The following is a 17,365-nucleotide window of genomic DNA, read 5'->3' as shown; positions in this document are numbered from 1 at the left end:
CACATACGCGTCGGCCAGCGCACCGTGGGTGAACGCGACCACGTCGTCCCGGCCGTCACCGGTGAAATCCGTCGGCGAACCACCGAAATAGCGGGCGGTCGGGCCCCCGCCACCCTGGTTCACCAGCGAGAGGTAGTAGTTCCAGTTCCAGTTCGGTCCCGGGTCGGTGTGGTCGTTGCCCGGGATCTCGTTGTGCCCCTTGATGCCGGTGCGGTTCTTCGGGATGCCGTACTTGTCGCACAGATAACGGGTCAGCGCGGCCGACGAACGGTACATCGCGTCGGTGAACCAGGCCGGGTTGTCCACGTACCCCTCGTGCTCGATGCCGACGCCGTACGCGTTGCCCGACCGGGCGTGGTAAGCGGTGTCGCCCTCGCGGACCATCTGGGTGATCTCACCGTTGCTGGACTTCACCACGTAGTGGGCGCTGACCCCGGCCGACGGGTTCTGGAACCAGCTGATGGTACCGGCGTACGAACCCTGGGTGACGTGGAGAATCACCGTGGTGATCCGGCTGGGCCGCCCCACGCCGTAGTTCGCTCCGTTCGCGGCGACCCACCGCGCCGGCGGGTACTCGGGCACGGCGGCGGCGAGCGTACGGGACGCGGTGCCGGCGGGCGCCACGGCGGCGTAGCGACCCCGCTCCGGCTCGACCCGGTGCGCCCGGACCGGCACCGCGCCCGGAATGCCCTGCTGCACCAGCTCGTAGATCCCGTCCGCGTACAGCCGGGCGGTGGCGTCGTCGGCCGCGCCGCCGTACCGCGCCACCACCGGGTACCAGGCGGTCACCCGGTCCCGGTCGCGCGCGGTCAGCCCCTCGGCGTCGGCCAGCTCGCGCAGCACTGCCGCGCCACCGCGGATGTTCGCCGGCGTGGCGGTCTTCAGGCGCGCGACCGGCTCGCCGGTCAACTTCGCCGCCCGTTCCAGGCTGTGCTGGGCGGGGTTGCTCACCAGGTGCATCACCCCGTAGCCGTTCGCCTGGCTCGGCTTGCCGCCGTGCGCGTCGAGGCGGGACTCGCCGTAGCCGACCGCGACGAGTACGTCCCGGGGTACGTCGTACTCCTGCGCCGCCCGCACGAACGCGGCGTCCAGCGCGGTCCGGCCCGGCGGCGTCGCGGACGCCGGCGCGGGCTGCACCGCGATCCCGCCGGCGAGCGCCGCGGCCAGCAGGGCGACGCCGGTGCGCCGCCGTCTCCGTCGTGTTCCGGCCACGGGGGCCTCCCATCCTGGGGTCACAGCGTCACCTCACCGGTGAGCCCGAAGTAGTCGTGCCACTTGCTGCTGGCACCGAAGGTGGTGCCGGTGGACAGGGCGACGTAGACGTCGTTCGTGGCGCCCTTGGTGAAGACGATGAGGTCGTCCTTGCCGTCGCCGTTCGCGTCGCCCAGGTAGGGGAACTCGCCCGGCAGGCAGAAGAAGTCGTGCCACTTGACGGTGGTGCCGGCGAAGCCGGTGCCGGTGGAGGTGGCGACGTAGACGTCGGCGTCGGCATTGCAGGTGAACGTGACGACGTCGTCTTTGCCGTCGCCGTTGACGTCCCCCACCCGTGGCTGCTCGGCACCCACGGCGAACAGGTCGTGCCACTTCTGCGGCGCCCCGAACGACGTGCCGGTGGACAGCGCCACGATCACGTCCGCCGCTGACGCGGGGCCCTGGGTGAAGGTGATGATGTCGTCGCGGCCGTCGCCGTTGACGTCGCCCAGCGCGGGGAACTCCCCGGCGATGGAGAAGTAGTCGTGCCACTTGACCGCCGTGCCCGAGAACGACGACCCGGTTGACAACGCCACGTAGACGTCCGCCGTCGCGTTGTGCGTGAACGCGACGATGTCGTCCCTGCCGTCGCCGTTGACGTCACCGACGGCGGCGATCTCCGCGCCGGGGGCGAACCAGTCGTGCCACCGGCCCGGCGACGCGAACGCCGACCCGTTCGACAGCGCCACGTACACGTCGCCGGTGTTGCCGTGCGCGAACGTGACGATGTCGTCGCGGCCGTCACCGTTGACGTCGCCCGTCGACGCGGTCTCCCCGCCGATGGAGAAGAAGTCGTTCCACTTCACCGACGTTCCGGCGAAGCCGGTTCCGGTCGACGTGCTCGCGTACACGTCGGCGGAGGCGTTCTGGGTGAAGGTGAGGATGTCGTCGCGGCCGTCACCGTTCACGTCCGTCGACGAGCCGCCGGCCATGCCGTGGGTACGCGCCGCCTGGTTGAGCAGCGTGCGCGCGGTCCCCGCCACCTGGTCGTACCGGTCGGGGAAGCCCGATCGCTGGACGCACTGGGCGACCTGGCCCGCCGTGTAGCCGGGATTGTTGCGGTCGCAGGTGATCGCACGCGTGACGTACTGCGTGGTGGCGTAGACCGGGTCCATGATCTGCTCCGGCGTGCCCCAGCCGTAGTCCCAGCGCTGCTGGAACACGCCCAGGCTGGACTTGTCGCCGCAGGGCAGGTTGTTCATGTGGGACTCGACCCAGCCCGCCTCGAAGGTGGAGAGCATGACCTTGTCGTTGACGTTGTACGACCGGGCCACCCGGTAGACGATCACGGTGACGGCGGGGTCGTGGGTGGCCGGGACGGACGGGCAGGCGAGCGTGCCGATCGGTACGGCGGCGGCCGGCGCGCCGGCCGCGCCGGCCGCCGTGACGGTGCAGAGCGCGACAAGCATCGCCAGCAGATTTCGTCTCACCGTGCTCCTCGGGGGTGGGGGTGACCAGCGGCACCGGACGAGAAATCGATTGCCGACGAGTCTCGTAGTCACCCACATCGATGTCAATAGCGGCGGCGGGACGCGATCGACCCGGTCGGAAATCGATTGCTGGACGGGTATAGGATTCCGTGCGATCTCCCGCGGTGGCGGTCTCACTCCGGTACGTCACCATCCGACGGGGGCCGGGCCGGAGCGCCCGGGCGACGACGACGGGAGCGCGATGACGACCATCTACGACGTGGCGCGTCGCGCGGGAGTGTCGCCGGCGACCGTCTCCCGCGTCCTCAACGGGCGTGCCTCGGTCGACCCGGACATGGCCGCCCGGGTACGGCAGGCCGCGCAGGACCTCGACTACCGCCCGAACGCCGTCGCGCGCAGCCTGCGCCGCAGCCGGACCAGCCTCTGGGCGGTCATCATCTCCGACATCGGGAACCCGTTCTTCACCTCGATGGTGCGCGGTGTCGAGGACGTCGCGCAGGAGGCCGGCTTCTCGGTCGTGCTCTGCAACGGCGACGAGGATCCGGAGAAGGAGGCCCGCTACGTGGCGGCGGCCCTGGCCGAGCGGATGGCCGGGGTGATCATCTCCTCGTCCGGGCGGCCGGCCCTGATCAGCCGCCTGGTGCAGGCCCGCATCCCGGTCGTGGCGATCGACAGGCAACCACGCGGCGTCGAGGTGGACACCGTGCTGGTGGACAACACCCACGGCGCCGAGCAGGCGACCGCCCATCTGGTGGGCAGCGGCTACCGGCGGATCGCCTGCATCACCGGCCCACGCCGGATCTCCACCGCCATGCAGCGGCTGCGGGGCTACCAGCGGGCGCTGAAGGCGAGCGGACGCCAGACCACCGAGGACCTGATCCGGTACGCGGACTTCCGCGAGGAGGGCGGCTACCGCGCGATGGCCTCCCTGCTGGAGACCGCCGAGCCGCCGGACGCGGTGTTCGCGGCGAACAACCTGATGACTGTGGGCGCCCTCGAGTGCCTCGTGGACAACGGCATCGGCGTGCCCGACCCGTTCGGCATCGTCGGGTTCGACGACATCCCCTGGGCGCACCTGGTCCGGCCCTCGCTGAGCACCGTCGCGCAGCCCACCTACGACCTGGGGCGCACCGCGGCCACGCTGCTGGTCGAGCGGATCGCCGACCCGGCCAAGGCACCCTCGACAGTGGTGCTCCACACCGAGCTGCGGGTACGCGAGAGCTCGGCGCCGTCGGCCGGCCGCCAGGGCCCCGCGGCGGGCCGTACCCGGTCACGCGGCACTGCCGCCGGCTCGCTCAGATCGTGACCTCCCCGCACAGGTGCACCCGTACGCCCAGCTCGGCGAAGAGGGCGGCCTTGACCCGTAGCGCGCGGTCGGCGGTGTCGGCGTCGGGCGCGTAGACCACGTTGACGTGGTTGGCCTTGTGCCGGGCCATCAACTGGTCGCGGCCCACGCCGTGCAGCACGGCGTGCATGATCGGCCACTGCGGTGTGGTGGCGTCCAGCCGCCGCCGGGTCTCCGCCTCGGGCAGCTCCACCACCGTGCCGCGCCCGAGGTCGACGTGCAGGCCGCCGTCCATCACGAACACCCGCGACCAGACGATCTCCCCCGGCTTCGACACGCCGCTGAGCGTGCCGCCGCCGAGCGGGAAGTACATCGGTGGCTGACGCATGCTGTACGACCTGTCGTAGCCCCCGTTGTGCGACGCGGGCACCGAACCGGAGATCTCGAAGACCCAGACGAAGTGCTCGCCGTACTGCTGTCCCCAGCGGATGTCGTGCAGCGTCGTCGCCGGGTCCAGGCCCATCGCGGTCCAGATCCGGTTGGTGACCAGCGAGTCCACCGCGACGCCCTCGTCCACCTCGTTGAAGTGCGGCAGCGCGACGCCCGGGTACAGCTCCCGGGAGCCGTCCCGGCTGGTCACCGGGGGGCGTTCGACGTTGTTCAGCAGCCCCTCGGCCAGGTCGCTGGCCGGCACGGTGTCCTTGAGCCCCTGCTGGTACTGGATCCCGACGGCGTCCAGGCCGAAGTCGTCGGCGATGCGCAGCGCGGCGACGTACATGCGGCACTGGCTGAGCAGTTGGGCGTACGTCAGCTCGGTGGCCTCGTCGGTGCCGGTGTGGAACGTCATCCCGGCCGCCTCCAGCCAGGCCAGCACCGCCCGCGCCTCGGTGTCGGGCACCCGCGCCATCTCCGCCACCAGCGCGCTCTGCGACAGGCGTTCCTTGAAGACGCCGAGCGGGTTGAGCAGCTCGTCGTCGATGATGGCGTTGTACATGCCCATGCAGCCCTCGTCGAAGACGCCGATGACGGCCCGCTCGGAGACGAGCTGCCGGGCCAGCGCCACGCCGAGTTCGACCTCCTCGTCCGGCCGCAGCACCGGCAGCGGGCGTACGTGGCTCTCGTCGTGCGTCACCCGGCCGGTCTCCAGCCACTTCTTCAGCCCGTCGCGCGCCCACTCGTCGGTGAAGTCCTCGCTCCACAGCGTCGAGTACCGCACGCCCGCCTTGGTGAGGCTGCCGGCGAGGTTGAGCAGGCCCACCAGACCGGGGTACTCGCCGCTCCAGTTCGCCACCAGCAGGATCGGCCCGCGGTGGGCGCGCAGCCCGGCCAGCACGTGGTGGCTGTACTGCCAGACCGCCTCCACCACGACGAGCGGCACGTCGGCCGGAATGCTCCGGAAGACCTCGATCCCGGCGCGCTGGCTGTCGATGAAGCCGTGTCCTTTGCCCGGGTCGACGTCGTGACCGCGCCGGACGTGCCAGCCGAGCGCGGTGACCGCGGTGGTGAGGTCGGCTTCGAGCTGCCGCTGGGTGGGCCAGCAGGTGACGTTCGCGCTCAGCCGCAGGTCACCGCTGGCGACTGTGTAGACGGTGCGGGGCGGGGCGGCCGGGCGCTCGACCGGCACGGGCAGTGTGTAACGGGTCACGGGGCAGCTCCCTCGGCGGGCGGACGGTGGGTGGAGCGGAACGCGCCCGGCAGGCGTTCCTGCCGGGCCGCAAGGGCGTGGACCACAGATCGGCTACCGGCATACAGCTCGCGGTAGAGCCGGTACAGCTCGTCGTAGTCGGCGGCGGGTTCGGGTCGTGGCCGACGCACCCCGGCGATCGGGTTCCACGTCTCGATCGAGACGTCCATCACGGTCCGGGCGGCCAGGAAGGCGCCGCCGTAGCTGGCGCCGATGGTCTGCGCCGGGATCTGCTGTTCCCGGCCGGTGATGTCGGAGACGATCTGGGTCCAGAGCCCACCCCGGGTGCCGCCGCCAACCGCGACGATCCGGCGGATGTCGCCGCCGGCCGCCTCGATCGTCTCGATGTTGTGCCGTACCGCCAGCCCGGTCGCCTCCAGCGCCGCCCGGTAGATGTCGCCGGGGCCGTGCGAGAGGGTGAGACCGGCGATCAGGCCGCGGGCCCGGGGATCGAGGATCGGCGTGCGTTCCCCGGCGAAGAACGGCAGCATCAGCAACCCGCGGGCACCGGCGCCGGAACGTTCGGCGAGGCGGAGCAGCTCGGTGTGGTCGGTGCCCGCCACCAGGTCGCGTAGCCAGCCGGTGATCGCGCCGGAGGTCGCCATCCCGCCGGCCAGGTTGCGGGTGCCCGGCAGCGCGCCGACGGTGCCCCACAGCGACGGGCTGGTCAGCCGGTGCGGCACGGTGTGCACGAGGAACATGGTGGTGCCGTACATGAGCATCAGGTCGCCCACGCCCTGCGCACCCACGCTCAACGCCTCCGACCAGGCGTCAATCGTGCCCGCCACCACCGGGACGCCCTCCGGCAGGCCGGTCTCGGCGGCGGCCACGGCCGTCACCTCACCGGCCACGTCGCCGGGCCAGCACAGTGGCGGAAGCTCCAGTCCGGGTGCGAACGGGTCGATCCACGGCCGGTGCCAGTCCTGGGCCTCGGTGTCGTAGAACGGCGTGCACTGGCTTGCCGAGTGGTGATCGAGCAGGTAGCGACCGGTGAGCCGGTAGGCCAGCCACGAACTGGGCATGAACAGCCGACGGGCACGGGCGAACAGTTCCGGTTCGGTGTCGGCCACCCACGCGATCTTCGGGCCCGCCGCCTGGCTGGACAGCGCCGACCCGCACCGCTGGATGATCTCGTCGGCGCCGAACCGCTCGTTCATCCGCTCGATCTGCTCCCCGGCGCGGGTATCCACGCCGTAGAGGACGGCCGGGCGCAGTGGAGTGCCGCCGGCGTCGGTGAGCAGCACGCACGGACCCATGCCGCTCACCCCGACCGCGCACACCCGGACGTCACCCGGAGCCAGCAGGTCCCGGCTGAGGGCGACGAACTCCCGCCACCAGATCCGGCCGTCCATCTCGACCCGGCCAGGGCCGGGCCGGTCGACCCGGTGCTCCAGGACCCGGGACCGGACCAGCCGCCCGTCGGGGTCGACGAGAACCCCCTTGCTGCTCGACGTGCCGATGTCCACGCCGAGCACCACCGGCGCCGCCCGCCGCACGCTCGCGCTGCGCATCCCGGCCCCCGCGCTCAGAGGCCACCGAGCTTCGCGTACGCCTCGGCGGCGTTCTCCCTGGTGATCCGCATGGTGCCCAGCGTGGTGGTACGCGGGACGTCCTCGGCGCAGTCGACGAGGATCTTCCGGGCCAGCTCGACCGCCTCCCGGCCGCCGGTGGCGTACTGGAACGTGGCGGCGAGGCGGCCCTGCTCGACGGCCTTGATCCCGCCGGAGGGCACCGGCAGCGCGTCGATGCCGGTGAACTTGATCCGCTGCGCCTTGCCCGCCGACTTCGCGGCGAGGTAGGCGCCCTCGGCCATCGGGTCGTTGTGCGCGTAGATCGCGGACACGTCCGGGTGGGCCTTGATCAGCGCGTCCGCCACCGACTGTCCCTTCTCCCGCAGCCAGTCGCCGGGCTGGGAGGCGACGATCTGGATCTTCGGGTTGGCGGCGATGCCGTCGCGGAAGCCCTGCGCGCGCTCGGCGGCGGGGGTCGAGCCGGGCAGCCCGGCGATCTCGATCACCTTGCCGCCGTCGGGCAGCAGCGTCGTGGCGTAGAACTCGCCGGCCGCCTTGCCGATCGCCACGTTGTCGCCACCGATGAACGCGGTGTACGCCTCCCCCTCGACCTTGCGGTCCAGCACGATCACCGGCACGCCCTGGTCGTACGCCTTCTTCACCACGGCGGTCAGCGGCTTGGCCTCGTTCGGCGAGACGATCAGCAGGTCGATCTTCTGGGTGAGGAAGTTCTCCACGTCGGCGACCTGCTTGCTGTTGTCCTGCGCGGCGTCGGAGACCACGACGCGGAAGCCGGGCACCGACTTCGCCGCCGTCTGCACGTCGTTGTTCATCACCTGCCGGTACGGCTCGGCGTTGTTGGCCTGGGACATGCCGATCAGGAAGTCCTTGCCGGCGCCGCAGGCACGGGCCTGCCCGGCGTCGTCGGACGGCTTCTCGACGCTGCACCCCGTCGCCGCCAGCGCGCCGGTGACCAGCAGCGCGAGCAGTGTGGTTCGCTTGTCCATCGGTGGCTCCTCGGAGTCGGTTCGGTCAGGCGATGCCGCGGCGCAGCTTCTGCAGCGCCGCCGCGAGCACGATCACCAGTCCTTTGATCAGCAGCTGGACGTTGGCGTCGATGTTGTTGAGCGCGAGGATGTTGTTGAGGATGCCGAGCAGCAGCGCGCCGGCCAGGGTGCCGCCCATCGAGCCGGAGCCGCCGGCCAGGCTGGTGCCGCCGATGACGACAGCGGCGATCGCGTCCAGCTCGTATCCGGCGCCGTCGTTCGGGCTGCCCTGGTTGAGCTGTCCCGCGTGCACCACTCCGGCCACCGCCGCCAGGAGGCCGGCGACGGCGAACACGGCGACCTTGACCCGCGTCACCGGCACACCGGAGAGCCGGGCCGCCTTCTCGTTGCCGCCGATCGCGTAGACGTGCCGGGCGAACGCCGTCGTCCGCAGCACCACCACAGCGGCCACCCCGATCAGGACGAACAGCACCGCCGGCACCGGGAGCACGCCGTTCATCGAGCCGTTCAGCAGTTCGAAGGCGGGCGGCGCCTCCTGGGGTCCGTCGCCGTAGGCGATCGGGATGCCGAGGCCGCCGGACCAGATCCGGGCGATGCCCCGGGCGACCTGGAGACCGGCCAGTGTCACGATGAACGACTGGATGCCGAGGCGGGCCACGGCGTACCCCTGGAGCGCGCCGAACAGCACGCCGATCGCGAGCACGGCGGCGACGGCGGGCAGGATGCCGAGTCCGGAGTCGACCATGAGCGTCGCGGTGCCGACGGCCGACAGGCCGAGGATCGCCCCGACCGACAGGTCGATGCCGCCCAGCAGGACGACGAACGTCATCCCGATCGCGATGATGCCGATCTCCGACACCGCGCGGACGATGTTCCCCAGGTTGCCGGCGGTGAGGAAGAGGACCTCGCCGTCGCGGCGCGGTGAGGCGAGGATCGCCACGACGAAGATCACGAGCAGCGCGAAGAGACTCTGCACCGCGAAGAGCCGGTCGGCGAGTTCCCGGCGGCTGCGCGGCCGACGCAGCCAGTGGGCCGTCGCGCCGCGCAGTCCGGCCGTACCGGCGGCGGGCGGCGCCCCGGTCACGGCCGGCTCGGGCGGCGGCACTCGGGTGTCGGTCATCGGTCGTCCCTTCCGGCGGCCGGGCCGCCCATCGCCGCCGCGAGGATGTCCTCGCCGGTGCAGCCGCCGGTGGCGAGGTCGGCCACGGCCCGGCCGCGGCGCAGCACCACCACCCGGTCGCAGACGCCGAGCAGCTCGGGCAGTTCCGAGGAGGCGAGCAGGATGCCCATGCCGTCGCCGGCGAGCCGGCGCAGCAGCCGGTAGATCTCCGCCTTCGCCCCGATGTCGACGCCGCGGGTCGGCTCGTCCAGCAGGAGCAGCCGCGGCTCGGTGAGCAGGTGCCGGGCGAAGACCACCTTCTGCTGGTTGCCGCCGGAGAGCGCGCCGACCGGCGTGGCCGCCGACACCGTCTTGATCGCCAGGTCGGTGACCGACCGCGCGACGGCCGCCCGTTCCCGGCGTCGGCTGACGATCCCGGCCGTGGTCAGCCTGGACAGGGCGGCCAGCACGATGCTCCGGCCGACCGGGTGGTCCAGGACGAGCGCGGAGCGGCGCCGGTCCTCCGGGACGAAGCCGACGCCGGCCCGCAGTGCCGCGCGGGGGCGGCGCGGCGCGTACGGGCGGCCGGCCAGCAGCACCGCGCCGGTGCGGCGACCCGCGGACCCGGCGCCGAACAGGGTCTCCAGCAGTTCGGTACGTCCGGCGCCCATCAGCCCGGCCAGGCCGACGATCTCGCCGGCCTGCACGGTCAGGCTGACGCCGTCCGGCTCGCAGCGGCCGGGCCGGGGCGTCCGGGGCCGCACGGCCAGGTCGGTGACACGCAGCAGCGGGCCGCCGCCGGCCGATCCGGGCGGCGGGCCGGGAGCGCCGGCCGTGTCCGCCGGGGCGGGCTCGAACAGCGACGCGGCCCGGCCGCCGACCATCATCGCCACGATCCGCCGCCGGTCCATCCGGCCGGCCGGTACGACACCGGCGACGGAACCGTTGCGCAGCACCGTCGCGCGGTCCGCGACGACCTCGATCTCCTCCATCCGGTGGGAGATGTAGACGACGCCGACGCCCCGGCGGCGCAGGCCGCCGATTGTGGTGAACAGCCGCCGTACCTCCCCGTCGGCGAGCGCGGCCGTCGGCTCGTCCATGACGAGTACGCGGGCGTCCAGGGCGAGCGCCTTGGCGATCTCGACGAGTTGCTGCTCGCCGACACGCAGCGAGCCCACCGGGCGGCGCGGGTCGATGTCTGCGCCGAGCCGGTCCAGGTGCTCGCGCGCGGTGCGGGCCGCGGCCCGCCGGTCGACTGTGCGCAGCCGGGTCCGGGGCTCCCGCCCGAGCACGAGGTTGTCGGCCACCGACAGCGCGGGCACCAGGTCGAGTTCCTGGTGGATGGTCGCGATCCCGGCGGCCTGGGCGGCGGCCGGGCCGGTGAACCGTACCGGCGTCCCGTCGACTGCGACTTCTCCGTCGTAGTCGGTGATCACGCCGGAGAGGATGTTGATCAGGGTGGACTTGCCCGCGCCGTTCTCGCCCAGCAGCGCGTGCACCTCGCCCGCCCGTACGTCGAAGTCGACGCCGTCGAGGGCCGTCACGCCGCCGAACCGCTTGGCCACTCCGGTCGCCGCGACCACCACCCGGCCGCTCGGGCCGGGCGCGTCGCGGGTGTCCACGCCGGTCACGGGATCGCGTTGATCGCGGTGTGCGCGGCGTCGGCGAACTGCACGTCCCGCCGGATCCCGCTCGCGGTCAGACGCCAGGTGCCGCCCGCGTACTGGCCCGGCGCCCAGGACAGGCCGCCGGAGCGCCACAGCGGCTGCCAGGCCGCCATCGCGTGGCCGGCGTCGTACCAGGTGTTGTCGCCGCGCCAGGCCGACCCCCACCGGTGCGCCGCGACCACCGAGAGCCCGTCGCCGGTGCTCATCGTCCAGCGGGGCAGGCCGGTGACGTCACCTGTCGGCCGCGCCTCCACCGCCGGGTCGCCGACCAGCGGGGACGCGCCGTCGATGTTGAACGCCACCTCCCACACCGCTGCGGTCGGCCACCCGTTCACCGACCAGGTGACGTCGCTCTGCAACCCGGGGCCGGTCCACCGGGGCGTCACGGTGAGCAGCCAGTCGGCGGTGACCGGCTCGTCGCCGAACGGGATGCCGACCAGGTTGATCCGGGAGCCATCGGCGGACACGTCGACCCGGGCCGGCGCCCCGGCCCGGTCGGTCACGTCGAACCGGCCGACGGCGAGGTACGGCCCGGTGCCCCGGTGCGACGAGTCGAGCGCGGGCCGGTGATTGCCGGCCCCGGCCGGGTCGACGGCCAGCTCGGCGATCCGGGCGCTGGGCCAGGTGCGCACGTCGGCGCGCAGGAAACCGGTGGTCACCGTCCAGCCGCGCGCCACCACGCCGGCCGACCAGGTCAGCGGCGCCAGCCAGAGCCCGCCCTGACCCCAGCCGGCGTGGGTCAGGTACCAGTTCGAGCCGTCCACCACGACCTCGGCGGCGTGCGCGTCGAGCACCGTCACCTTCTCCGCGCCGTCGAAGCGCAGCGGGTCGCGGCTGCGGTAGACGGCCGTGCGCCGGTACGCGGCGCCGTAGTCGGTGCCGTCGCAGCAGACGAACAGGTACCACCACTCCCCCCGGCGCACCACGAACGGCGACTCCGTCTGCCCGCCCGCCCGGCCGGTGTGCGGCGAGGTGTACGCGATCGCGCGGCCGCTCCACGAGCGCAGGTCGGTGCTGGTCCGGTACGCCACGACATGGTTGCCGCCGGACGGGCTCGACGTGGCCGTGTAGTACATGACCCAGCGGTCGCCGACCCGGGTCACCATCGGGTCGCGGCCCTCCCACCCGTCGGTGAACAGCGGGTTGGCGGAGCTTCGGGTCCAGGTGAACAGGTCGGTCGAGGTGGCCAGGTGCATGCGGTACCGGGCGTAGTCCGGGTTACCGGCCGCGTAGAACATGTGGTAGACGCCGTTGTGGTGGACGACGTGCGGGGCCCAGATCCACTGCTCCCCGGCCCCGGGGTCGGCGGCCAGCGCCACCGGCCGTTTCGTCCACGGGCCGGTCGGGGTGGGCGCGGTGGCGTGCCCGAAGACCTTCTCGTCCTGCGGCGCACCGGGTTCGGCGTGGGTGATGCCGAACAGGTGCCACACGCCGGTCTGCTCGTGCCGCACCAGCGTGTGGTCGTTGTAGTACCAGGTCGTCGACTCCCCGGCGCTCGGGTCGTAGACGCGTGTGGACGCGCCCCGCGCCGGTGTCTCACCGAGCGTCTCGTACGGCGTGGTGGTGACCGCCGCGAGCGGGCCGACGCGACGCAGCGTCACCGTGTCCAGCCCGGCGAAGAAGCCGGTGGAGGACGCGGACCGGCCGGTCACCGTGACGGTGAGGCGGTGGGTGCCGGCCGTCAGCGACACCGAGCCCAGCGGCACCGCCCCGGTGCGCTGCACCGCGCCCGCGTACCCGTCGAAGAGCTGGCCGACCGCCACCCCGTCGACGGCGAAGCGCAGCGTGCCGTAGTCGCCGGCCCGGGTGAGGACCGCGCCGAGGTCGTACTGCCCGGCCGGCACCGACGGCAGCGCGAGCGTCACCGCGTCACCGGCGCGGGCGCCCCGGAACCACAGTTGCCGTCCGCCGGACCAGCTCACCCCGCAGCAGTCGGCCTGCGCGCCGACCGGCGCGGTGGCGGAGACGACGGCGAGCGACTCGGCCTCGAACCGGACCGGGTCGTCGGCCGCTGCCGGTCCGGCCGGGACCGCCACCAGGGCCACCCCGAGCAGGAGCGCCGCGAGGGCACGCCGGGCGCGCATCACGACACGCTCGGGCGGGGCAGGTCGGTGCCGGGGGCGAACCGGTCGTGCCAGCGGTTGCCCGGTGGCCCGAATCCACCGCCGGTGGAGAGCGAGACGAACACGTCGGCGGTCAGGCCCCTGGTGAACGCGACCACGTCGGCCCGGCCGTCGCCGTTGAAGTCCCCCACCCCGGGCAGCTCGTCGCCGAAGGCGAAGTGGTCGTGCCACTTCCAGGAGTTCTGCACGAAGCGGCCCCCGTCGGAGAGCGACACGAACACGTCGCCGGTCGTACCCCTGGTGAACGTCACGATGTCGTCCCGCCCGTCCCCGTCCACGTCGCCCACCGCCGGCAGCTCGTCGCCGGTGGCGAAGCTGTCGTGCCACTTCCAGCCGTCCTCCACGAAGCGGGTGCCGTCGGAGAGCGACACGAACACGTCGCCGGTCGTACCCCTGGTGAACGTCACGATGTCGTCCCGCCCGTCCCCGTCCACGTCGCCCACCGCCGGGAACTCGTCGCCGAGCGCGAAGTGGTCGTGCCACTTGACGCCGGGCCCGAAGCCGGAGCCGGTGGAGAGCGCCACGTAGACGTCGGCGGCGGCGCCGCGGGTGAAGGTGATGATGTCGGCGCGGCCGTCGCCGTTGACGTCGCCGACCGCCGGGATCTCGGCGCCGACGGCGAAGAAGTCGTGCCACTTGACGCCCGCGGAGTAGCCGGAGCCGGTGGAGAGCCCGACGTAGACGTCGGCGCTGTCGCCACGGGTGAACGTGATGACGTCCGCGCGGCCGTCGCCGTTGACGTCGCCGGTGAGCGGCACCTCCGCGCCGATCGCGAAGAAGTCGTTCCAGGGCCGGCTGTCCGGCACGAACCGGGTGCCGTCGGAGAGCGACGTGAACACGTCGGCGCCGGCGCCGCGGGTGAAGTCGACGGCGTCGTCGCGGCGGTCGCCGTCGGCGTCGCTGGTGTTGCGGGTACGGGTGGTGGCCGACACCTCCGCCGACGGCGCGGCGGCGTTGCCCGACCCGTCGAGAGCCACGACCCGGTAGTGGCGGGTCTGCGCGGCGGGCAGCGGGCCGTGCCGGAACGTGGTGGCACGGGTCGTGCCGACCAGGTTGGCGGCGGTGATCGCCACCCCCGGGTTCCGGGAGGCGTAGACGCGGTAGGAGACCACGCCGACGTCGTCGGCGGAGGGAGACCAGGTCAGGCCCAGCGCGTGCATGCGCCCGCCGGTCAGGGCGAGTCCGGCGACCGGGGCCGGGGCGACGGTGTCGGTGAACGGCGCCACCATGCTGTCGGCCAGGTACCGGGCGGCGGTCCAGGCCGGCGCGCCGGCAGCCGGGGTGAGCTGGACGGTGAGCGCCGACCGGCCCGCCGTCAGCGCCGCGGGCAGCACGAACTCGTCGGCCAGCCAGCGCTGCCTGTCGTTGCCCAGCGGCTGCAGCCACACCCCGGCCGGGGTGCCGTCCACCGACACGGCCGCCTGCTGGTAGCCGCCGGCCTGGTCGCCGTGGCGGCGCAGCCGTACCCCCTGGTTGGCCGGGTCGATCGCCAGCCGGAAGCGGACCGGTGCGGTGGTGGCGCGGACCTGGCCGGTCTGCGGGACGTTGTCGTCGTCGCCCTCGAAGGCGGAGCTGAGCGCGGTCTGGGTCGCCCCGGAGTCGGTGTACGCGTGCGCGGCGCGGCTGGCGGCGTCGCCGGTGACGACGGTGTCGGTCCGGCGCGTGGTCACGGTGCGCTGGGTGTAGAGGAACGCGGTCGAGGCGTACTCGGCCGGCATGTCGTTCGCCGGTCCGTGCTCGATGCCGAAGCGCAGCGCGGTGCCGTACGCCACCGCGTCGCCGATCATGAGCCGGTAGGCGGCGTCGCACTCGTCGGCGCATCCGCCGCCGCGGACCAGGTGGGCGGTGTTGCCGGTGAAGACGCCGCTGTACGCGCCGCGGTTGAAGTACCAGCCCGACTCGTAGAAGTCCTCGGTGCCGGTGCCGTAAATCTGCGGCGTGGGCGAGCCGTCGACGTGCACCCGCTCGTCGCCCTCCAGGTAGTTGCGGGTGTTGCCGCCGATGATGTGGCCGCGCATGGTCTGCGAGACGCCGACGAACCGGCCCCGCCCGGACTGGTCGGCGATGATCCAGTCGGTGCCGCCGACCGTCTCGGCGCGGCGTGACTGGGTGGTGAAGGAGCCGGCGTTGCCGTCGGCGGCGAGCCGGGACGTCCACTCGGTGCCGGGCGCCGACGTCACCTCGACCTCGACGCCGCCGACTGTGGCGCCTGTCGTGTTGACGAGCGTCAGTGCGGCGGCGGTGCGGAACGGCATCGGCCACCATGCGCTGTACCAGCCGCCGGGCGCGGAGTCCATGGCGAACATCAGCGACCGGACGCTGTGCTCGCCCAGCCCGGCACCGAAGAACTCGCCGACCGGGCTGTCCACTGTCGTACGTCCGTCGAACGTCATACGCAGCCGCAGCCCGGCGAGCGTCGGCGCCCCGGCCGCGGCGTCCGGTACGCGCAGCCGCAGCGCGGTGATCGCGCGTGGCCCGGTCAGGGCGGCCAGTGACACCTGCCCCTGCGCCGGGGCGGTGACGGTGGCGCGCGTGGTGGAGGCGCCGGCCTGGGCGGGCTTCGGGTCGCGGGTGCCGGCGGCGCGCAGCAGCGTGACCACGTCGGTGGCCGGGTCGGCCGGATCGAACCGGGGCACCCCTGCCGCGTCGGCGAAGGTCCGGTAGGTGACGTGGTGGAACAGCGGGTTGTTCTGGGTGGTGATCCGCATGGACTCCCGGTAGGGCATGGGCACCTTGACGGTGACGCCGCCGGACGTCTGGTCGGCGTTGCTCACGAGCGGCGCGACGAACGGGCTGCCGAGCCGCCCGTCCACCAGATCCTGGAGGTCGGCCTGGACGACCACGACGCCGTCGAGTTCGACGCGGATCCAGCCGGTGGCGCGGACGTTGCCGTCGTCGCGGGTGAACCAGATCGACTGCACCTCGCCCGGACCGCGTGCCTCGGCGATCACACATCCCCCACTCCGACGCAGACACGACCAGGTGCCGACGAAGCCGTCGTCGTTGGAGCCGTCGCGGCCGAAGCTGGAGAACTGGTGGGTACGGGTGCCGGCGGCCAGCTCCGGCAGGCGGTCGAGCCGGCGGTAGGCGTCCCAGCCGATCGGTCCCTTGTCGTCGGCGACGGCGAGAGCGGGAGCGGGCGCCGACGTGGCGGCCGGCGCGGCGGCGGACGAGGTCGCGGGCACGGCAACGGCCAGCAGCGCGGCTGCTGCGGCGCCGGCCCAACGGCCGATGCGAAGCCTCATCGGTGTCCCTTCCGAGCGGCCGTAGGAGCCATGAGAAATCGATTGCTGGCGAGTTAACTTCGATACTTCCACGGTTGTCAATACTTCGCGCCCGGCTTTCCCTCCAGGGCAGGAATCTTCGCGGCGGGTCGGCCTGCACGCCGCGCAGCCAGGCCGGGCGGAAGCGACGCTGAAGGAAGTTTTCCGCCGGCACTCACCACCCCGTCGGGTATTGACAGGCTCCGAAGTCTGCGGTTTCACTTCTCCTCAGCGCCACCGTCCCGCCGATCGGGACGCCAGCCGCCCCTCTCTCCGACGCGAACTGTCAGGGCCCGCCCATCGGCGACACCGGCCCCTGGCTCGACACGCCCACGCGCCGCTCCGACAGTGCATCCCTCTTCCGACGAGGAGTCACCGCATGCCCAGATTCCCGACGAGTCCCGCCCGGCGGGCCCTCGTCGCGCTGCTCACCCTGGCCGCGGCCACCCTCACCGCGGTGACGGTCGCCCCGTCACCGGCACTCGCCGCGCCCACCTTCAAGGCACCGTTCCCCTGCGGGCAGCGGTGGACGTACAGCCACCACAGCGCCGAGGTGCGGCAGGCGCTGGACTTCGTCCGCGCCGACGGCGGTGTCACAGGCGGTACGCCCCAGGTGGCGTCCGCCGCCGGAGTGGCCCGGCGCTACTCGCAGCCCAGCGGCGCCGGCAACTACATCGTCATCGACCACGGCGGCGGGTGGACCACCTACTACTTCCACCTCAGCGCCTACTCGGTGCCCGACGGCGCCTACGTGCAGCAGGGGCAGCAGATCGGGATCACCGGCAGCACCGGCAACTCCTCCGGCGCGCACGTGCACTACGAGCAGCTCTACAACGGCGTCGGCCAGGTCATCTCGATCAACGGCGTCTCGCTCGCGCCGTATCCCGGCCAGTACAACCAGCGGTTCCTGGTCAGCGACAACTGCGGCACGCCACCGCCGCCGCCCGCGCCCCGCTATTTCGGTGGTTCGCCGACGGATTTCACCGGTGACGGCCGGGACGACGTGGTCGCGTTCACCCACGGTGCGCTGGCCGACGCGTATGTG

At 72.8% G+C, this 17,365-nt stretch carries 11 protein-coding genes; 2 read left to right on the top strand and 9 right to left on the bottom strand.

The features are described 5' to 3' along the window. A partial coding sequence (locus FB455_RS33310) for an N-acetylmuramoyl-L-alanine amidase (protein WP_186466480.1) occupies positions 1 to 1,212 on the bottom strand: 1,212 nt, incomplete at its 3' end. Between the two features lie 20 nt (positions 1,213 to 1,232). Next, on the bottom strand, positions 1,233 to 2,681 hold the full coding sequence (locus FB455_RS33305) for an FG-GAP repeat domain-containing protein (protein ID WP_030275305.1): 1,449 nt from the start codon (positions 2,679 to 2,681) through the stop codon (positions 1,233 to 1,235). 241 nt (positions 2,682 to 2,922) lie between these two features. Here FB455_RS33305 and FB455_RS33300 point away from each other — a divergent pair, with 241 nt between their 5' ends. After that, positions 2,923 to 3,987, top strand: a complete 1,065-nt coding sequence (locus FB455_RS33300; protein WP_030275303.1) for a LacI family DNA-binding transcriptional regulator — start codon at positions 2,923 to 2,925, stop codon at positions 3,985 to 3,987. On the opposite strand, the gene FB455_RS33295 is transcribed toward FB455_RS33300, so the two are convergent. From FB455_RS33295 to FB455_RS33265, 7 genes are read right to left on the bottom strand one after another with little or no spacing between them, the layout of a single operon-like run. Next, on the bottom strand, positions 3,977 to 5,611 hold the full coding sequence (locus FB455_RS33295; RefSeq protein WP_030275301.1) for a fucose isomerase: 1,635 nt from the start codon (positions 5,609 to 5,611) through the stop codon (positions 3,977 to 3,979). The genes FB455_RS33300 and FB455_RS33295 overlap by 11 nt on opposite strands. Then, positions 5,608 to 7,161, bottom strand: a complete 1,554-nt coding sequence (locus FB455_RS33290) for an FGGY-family carbohydrate kinase (protein WP_145755761.1) — start codon at positions 7,159 to 7,161, stop codon at positions 5,608 to 5,610. The genes FB455_RS33295 and FB455_RS33290 overlap by 4 nt, the downstream gene beginning before the upstream one ends. Positions 7,162 to 7,175: 14 nt before the next feature. Then, positions 7,176 to 8,168 carry a substrate-binding domain-containing protein gene (locus FB455_RS33285; RefSeq protein WP_030275298.1) on the bottom strand — a complete coding sequence of 331 codons (993 nt, stop codon included), beginning with the start codon at positions 8,166 to 8,168 and terminating at the stop codon, positions 7,176 to 7,178. A 25-nt stretch (positions 8,169 to 8,193) separates the two neighbouring features. Continuing rightward, positions 8,194 to 9,288: an ABC transporter permease gene (locus tag FB455_RS33280; RefSeq protein ID WP_030275295.1), complete on the bottom strand. Its 1,095-nt coding sequence runs from the start codon at positions 9,286 to 9,288 to the stop codon at positions 8,194 to 8,196. After that, entirely contained in the window at positions 9,285 to 10,898 is a 1,614-nt protein-coding gene (locus tag FB455_RS33275; RefSeq protein WP_145755760.1) for a sugar ABC transporter ATP-binding protein, read from the bottom strand. The genes FB455_RS33280 and FB455_RS33275 overlap by 4 nt, the downstream gene beginning before the upstream one ends. Continuing rightward, a complete protein-coding gene (locus FB455_RS33270; protein ID WP_145755759.1) occupies positions 10,895 to 13,018 on the bottom strand; it encodes a family 43 glycosylhydrolase in 2,124 nt (707 codons plus the stop codon). The genes FB455_RS33275 and FB455_RS33270 overlap by 4 nt, the downstream gene beginning before the upstream one ends. Further along, positions 13,018 to 16,302 (bottom strand): DUF2961 domain-containing protein, encoded by a 3,285-nt coding sequence (locus FB455_RS33265; protein ID WP_145755758.1) that lies wholly within the window; start codon positions 16,300 to 16,302, stop codon positions 13,018 to 13,020. The genes FB455_RS33270 and FB455_RS33265 overlap by 1 nt, the downstream gene beginning before the upstream one ends. A 397-nt stretch (positions 16,303 to 16,699) precedes the next feature. Between FB455_RS33265 and FB455_RS33260 the strand changes: the two genes are divergently transcribed. Beyond that, positions 16,700 to 17,365: M23 family metallopeptidase (locus tag FB455_RS33260; RefSeq protein WP_145755757.1), on the top strand; the 666-nt coding region annotated here is incomplete at its 3' end.

This window comes from Micromonospora sp. CNZ296, from assembly GCF_007827635.1.
The sequence above is the reverse complement of the archived record's forward strand: the minus strand, read 5'-3'. Positions and strand labels throughout refer to the sequence as shown.

What these genes read in the sequence shown, in the direction of transcription:
- FB455_RS33280 (WP_030275295.1), bottom strand. Translation starts at nt 9,288, where the DNA reads ATGACCGACACCCGAGTGCCGCCGCCCGAGCCGGCCGTGACCGGGGCG.
- FB455_RS33270 (WP_145755759.1), bottom strand. Translation starts at nt 13,018, where the DNA reads ATGCGCGCCCGGCGTGCCCTCGCGGCGCTCCTGCTCGGGGTGGCCCTG.
- FB455_RS33285 (WP_030275298.1), bottom strand. Translation starts at nt 8,168, where the DNA reads ATGGACAAGCGAACCACACTGCTCGCGCTGCTGGTCACCGGCGCGCTG.
- FB455_RS33300 (WP_030275303.1), top strand. Translation starts at nt 2,923, where the DNA reads ATGACGACCATCTACGACGTGGCGCGTCGCGCGGGAGTGTCGCCGGCG.
- FB455_RS33290 (WP_145755761.1), bottom strand. Translation starts at nt 7,161, where the DNA reads ATGCGCAGCGCGAGCGTGCGGCGGGCGGCGCCGGTGGTGCTCGGCGTG.
- FB455_RS33265 (WP_145755758.1), bottom strand. Translation starts at nt 16,302, where the DNA reads ATGAGGCTTCGCATCGGCCGTTGGGCCGGCGCCGCAGCAGCCGCGCTG.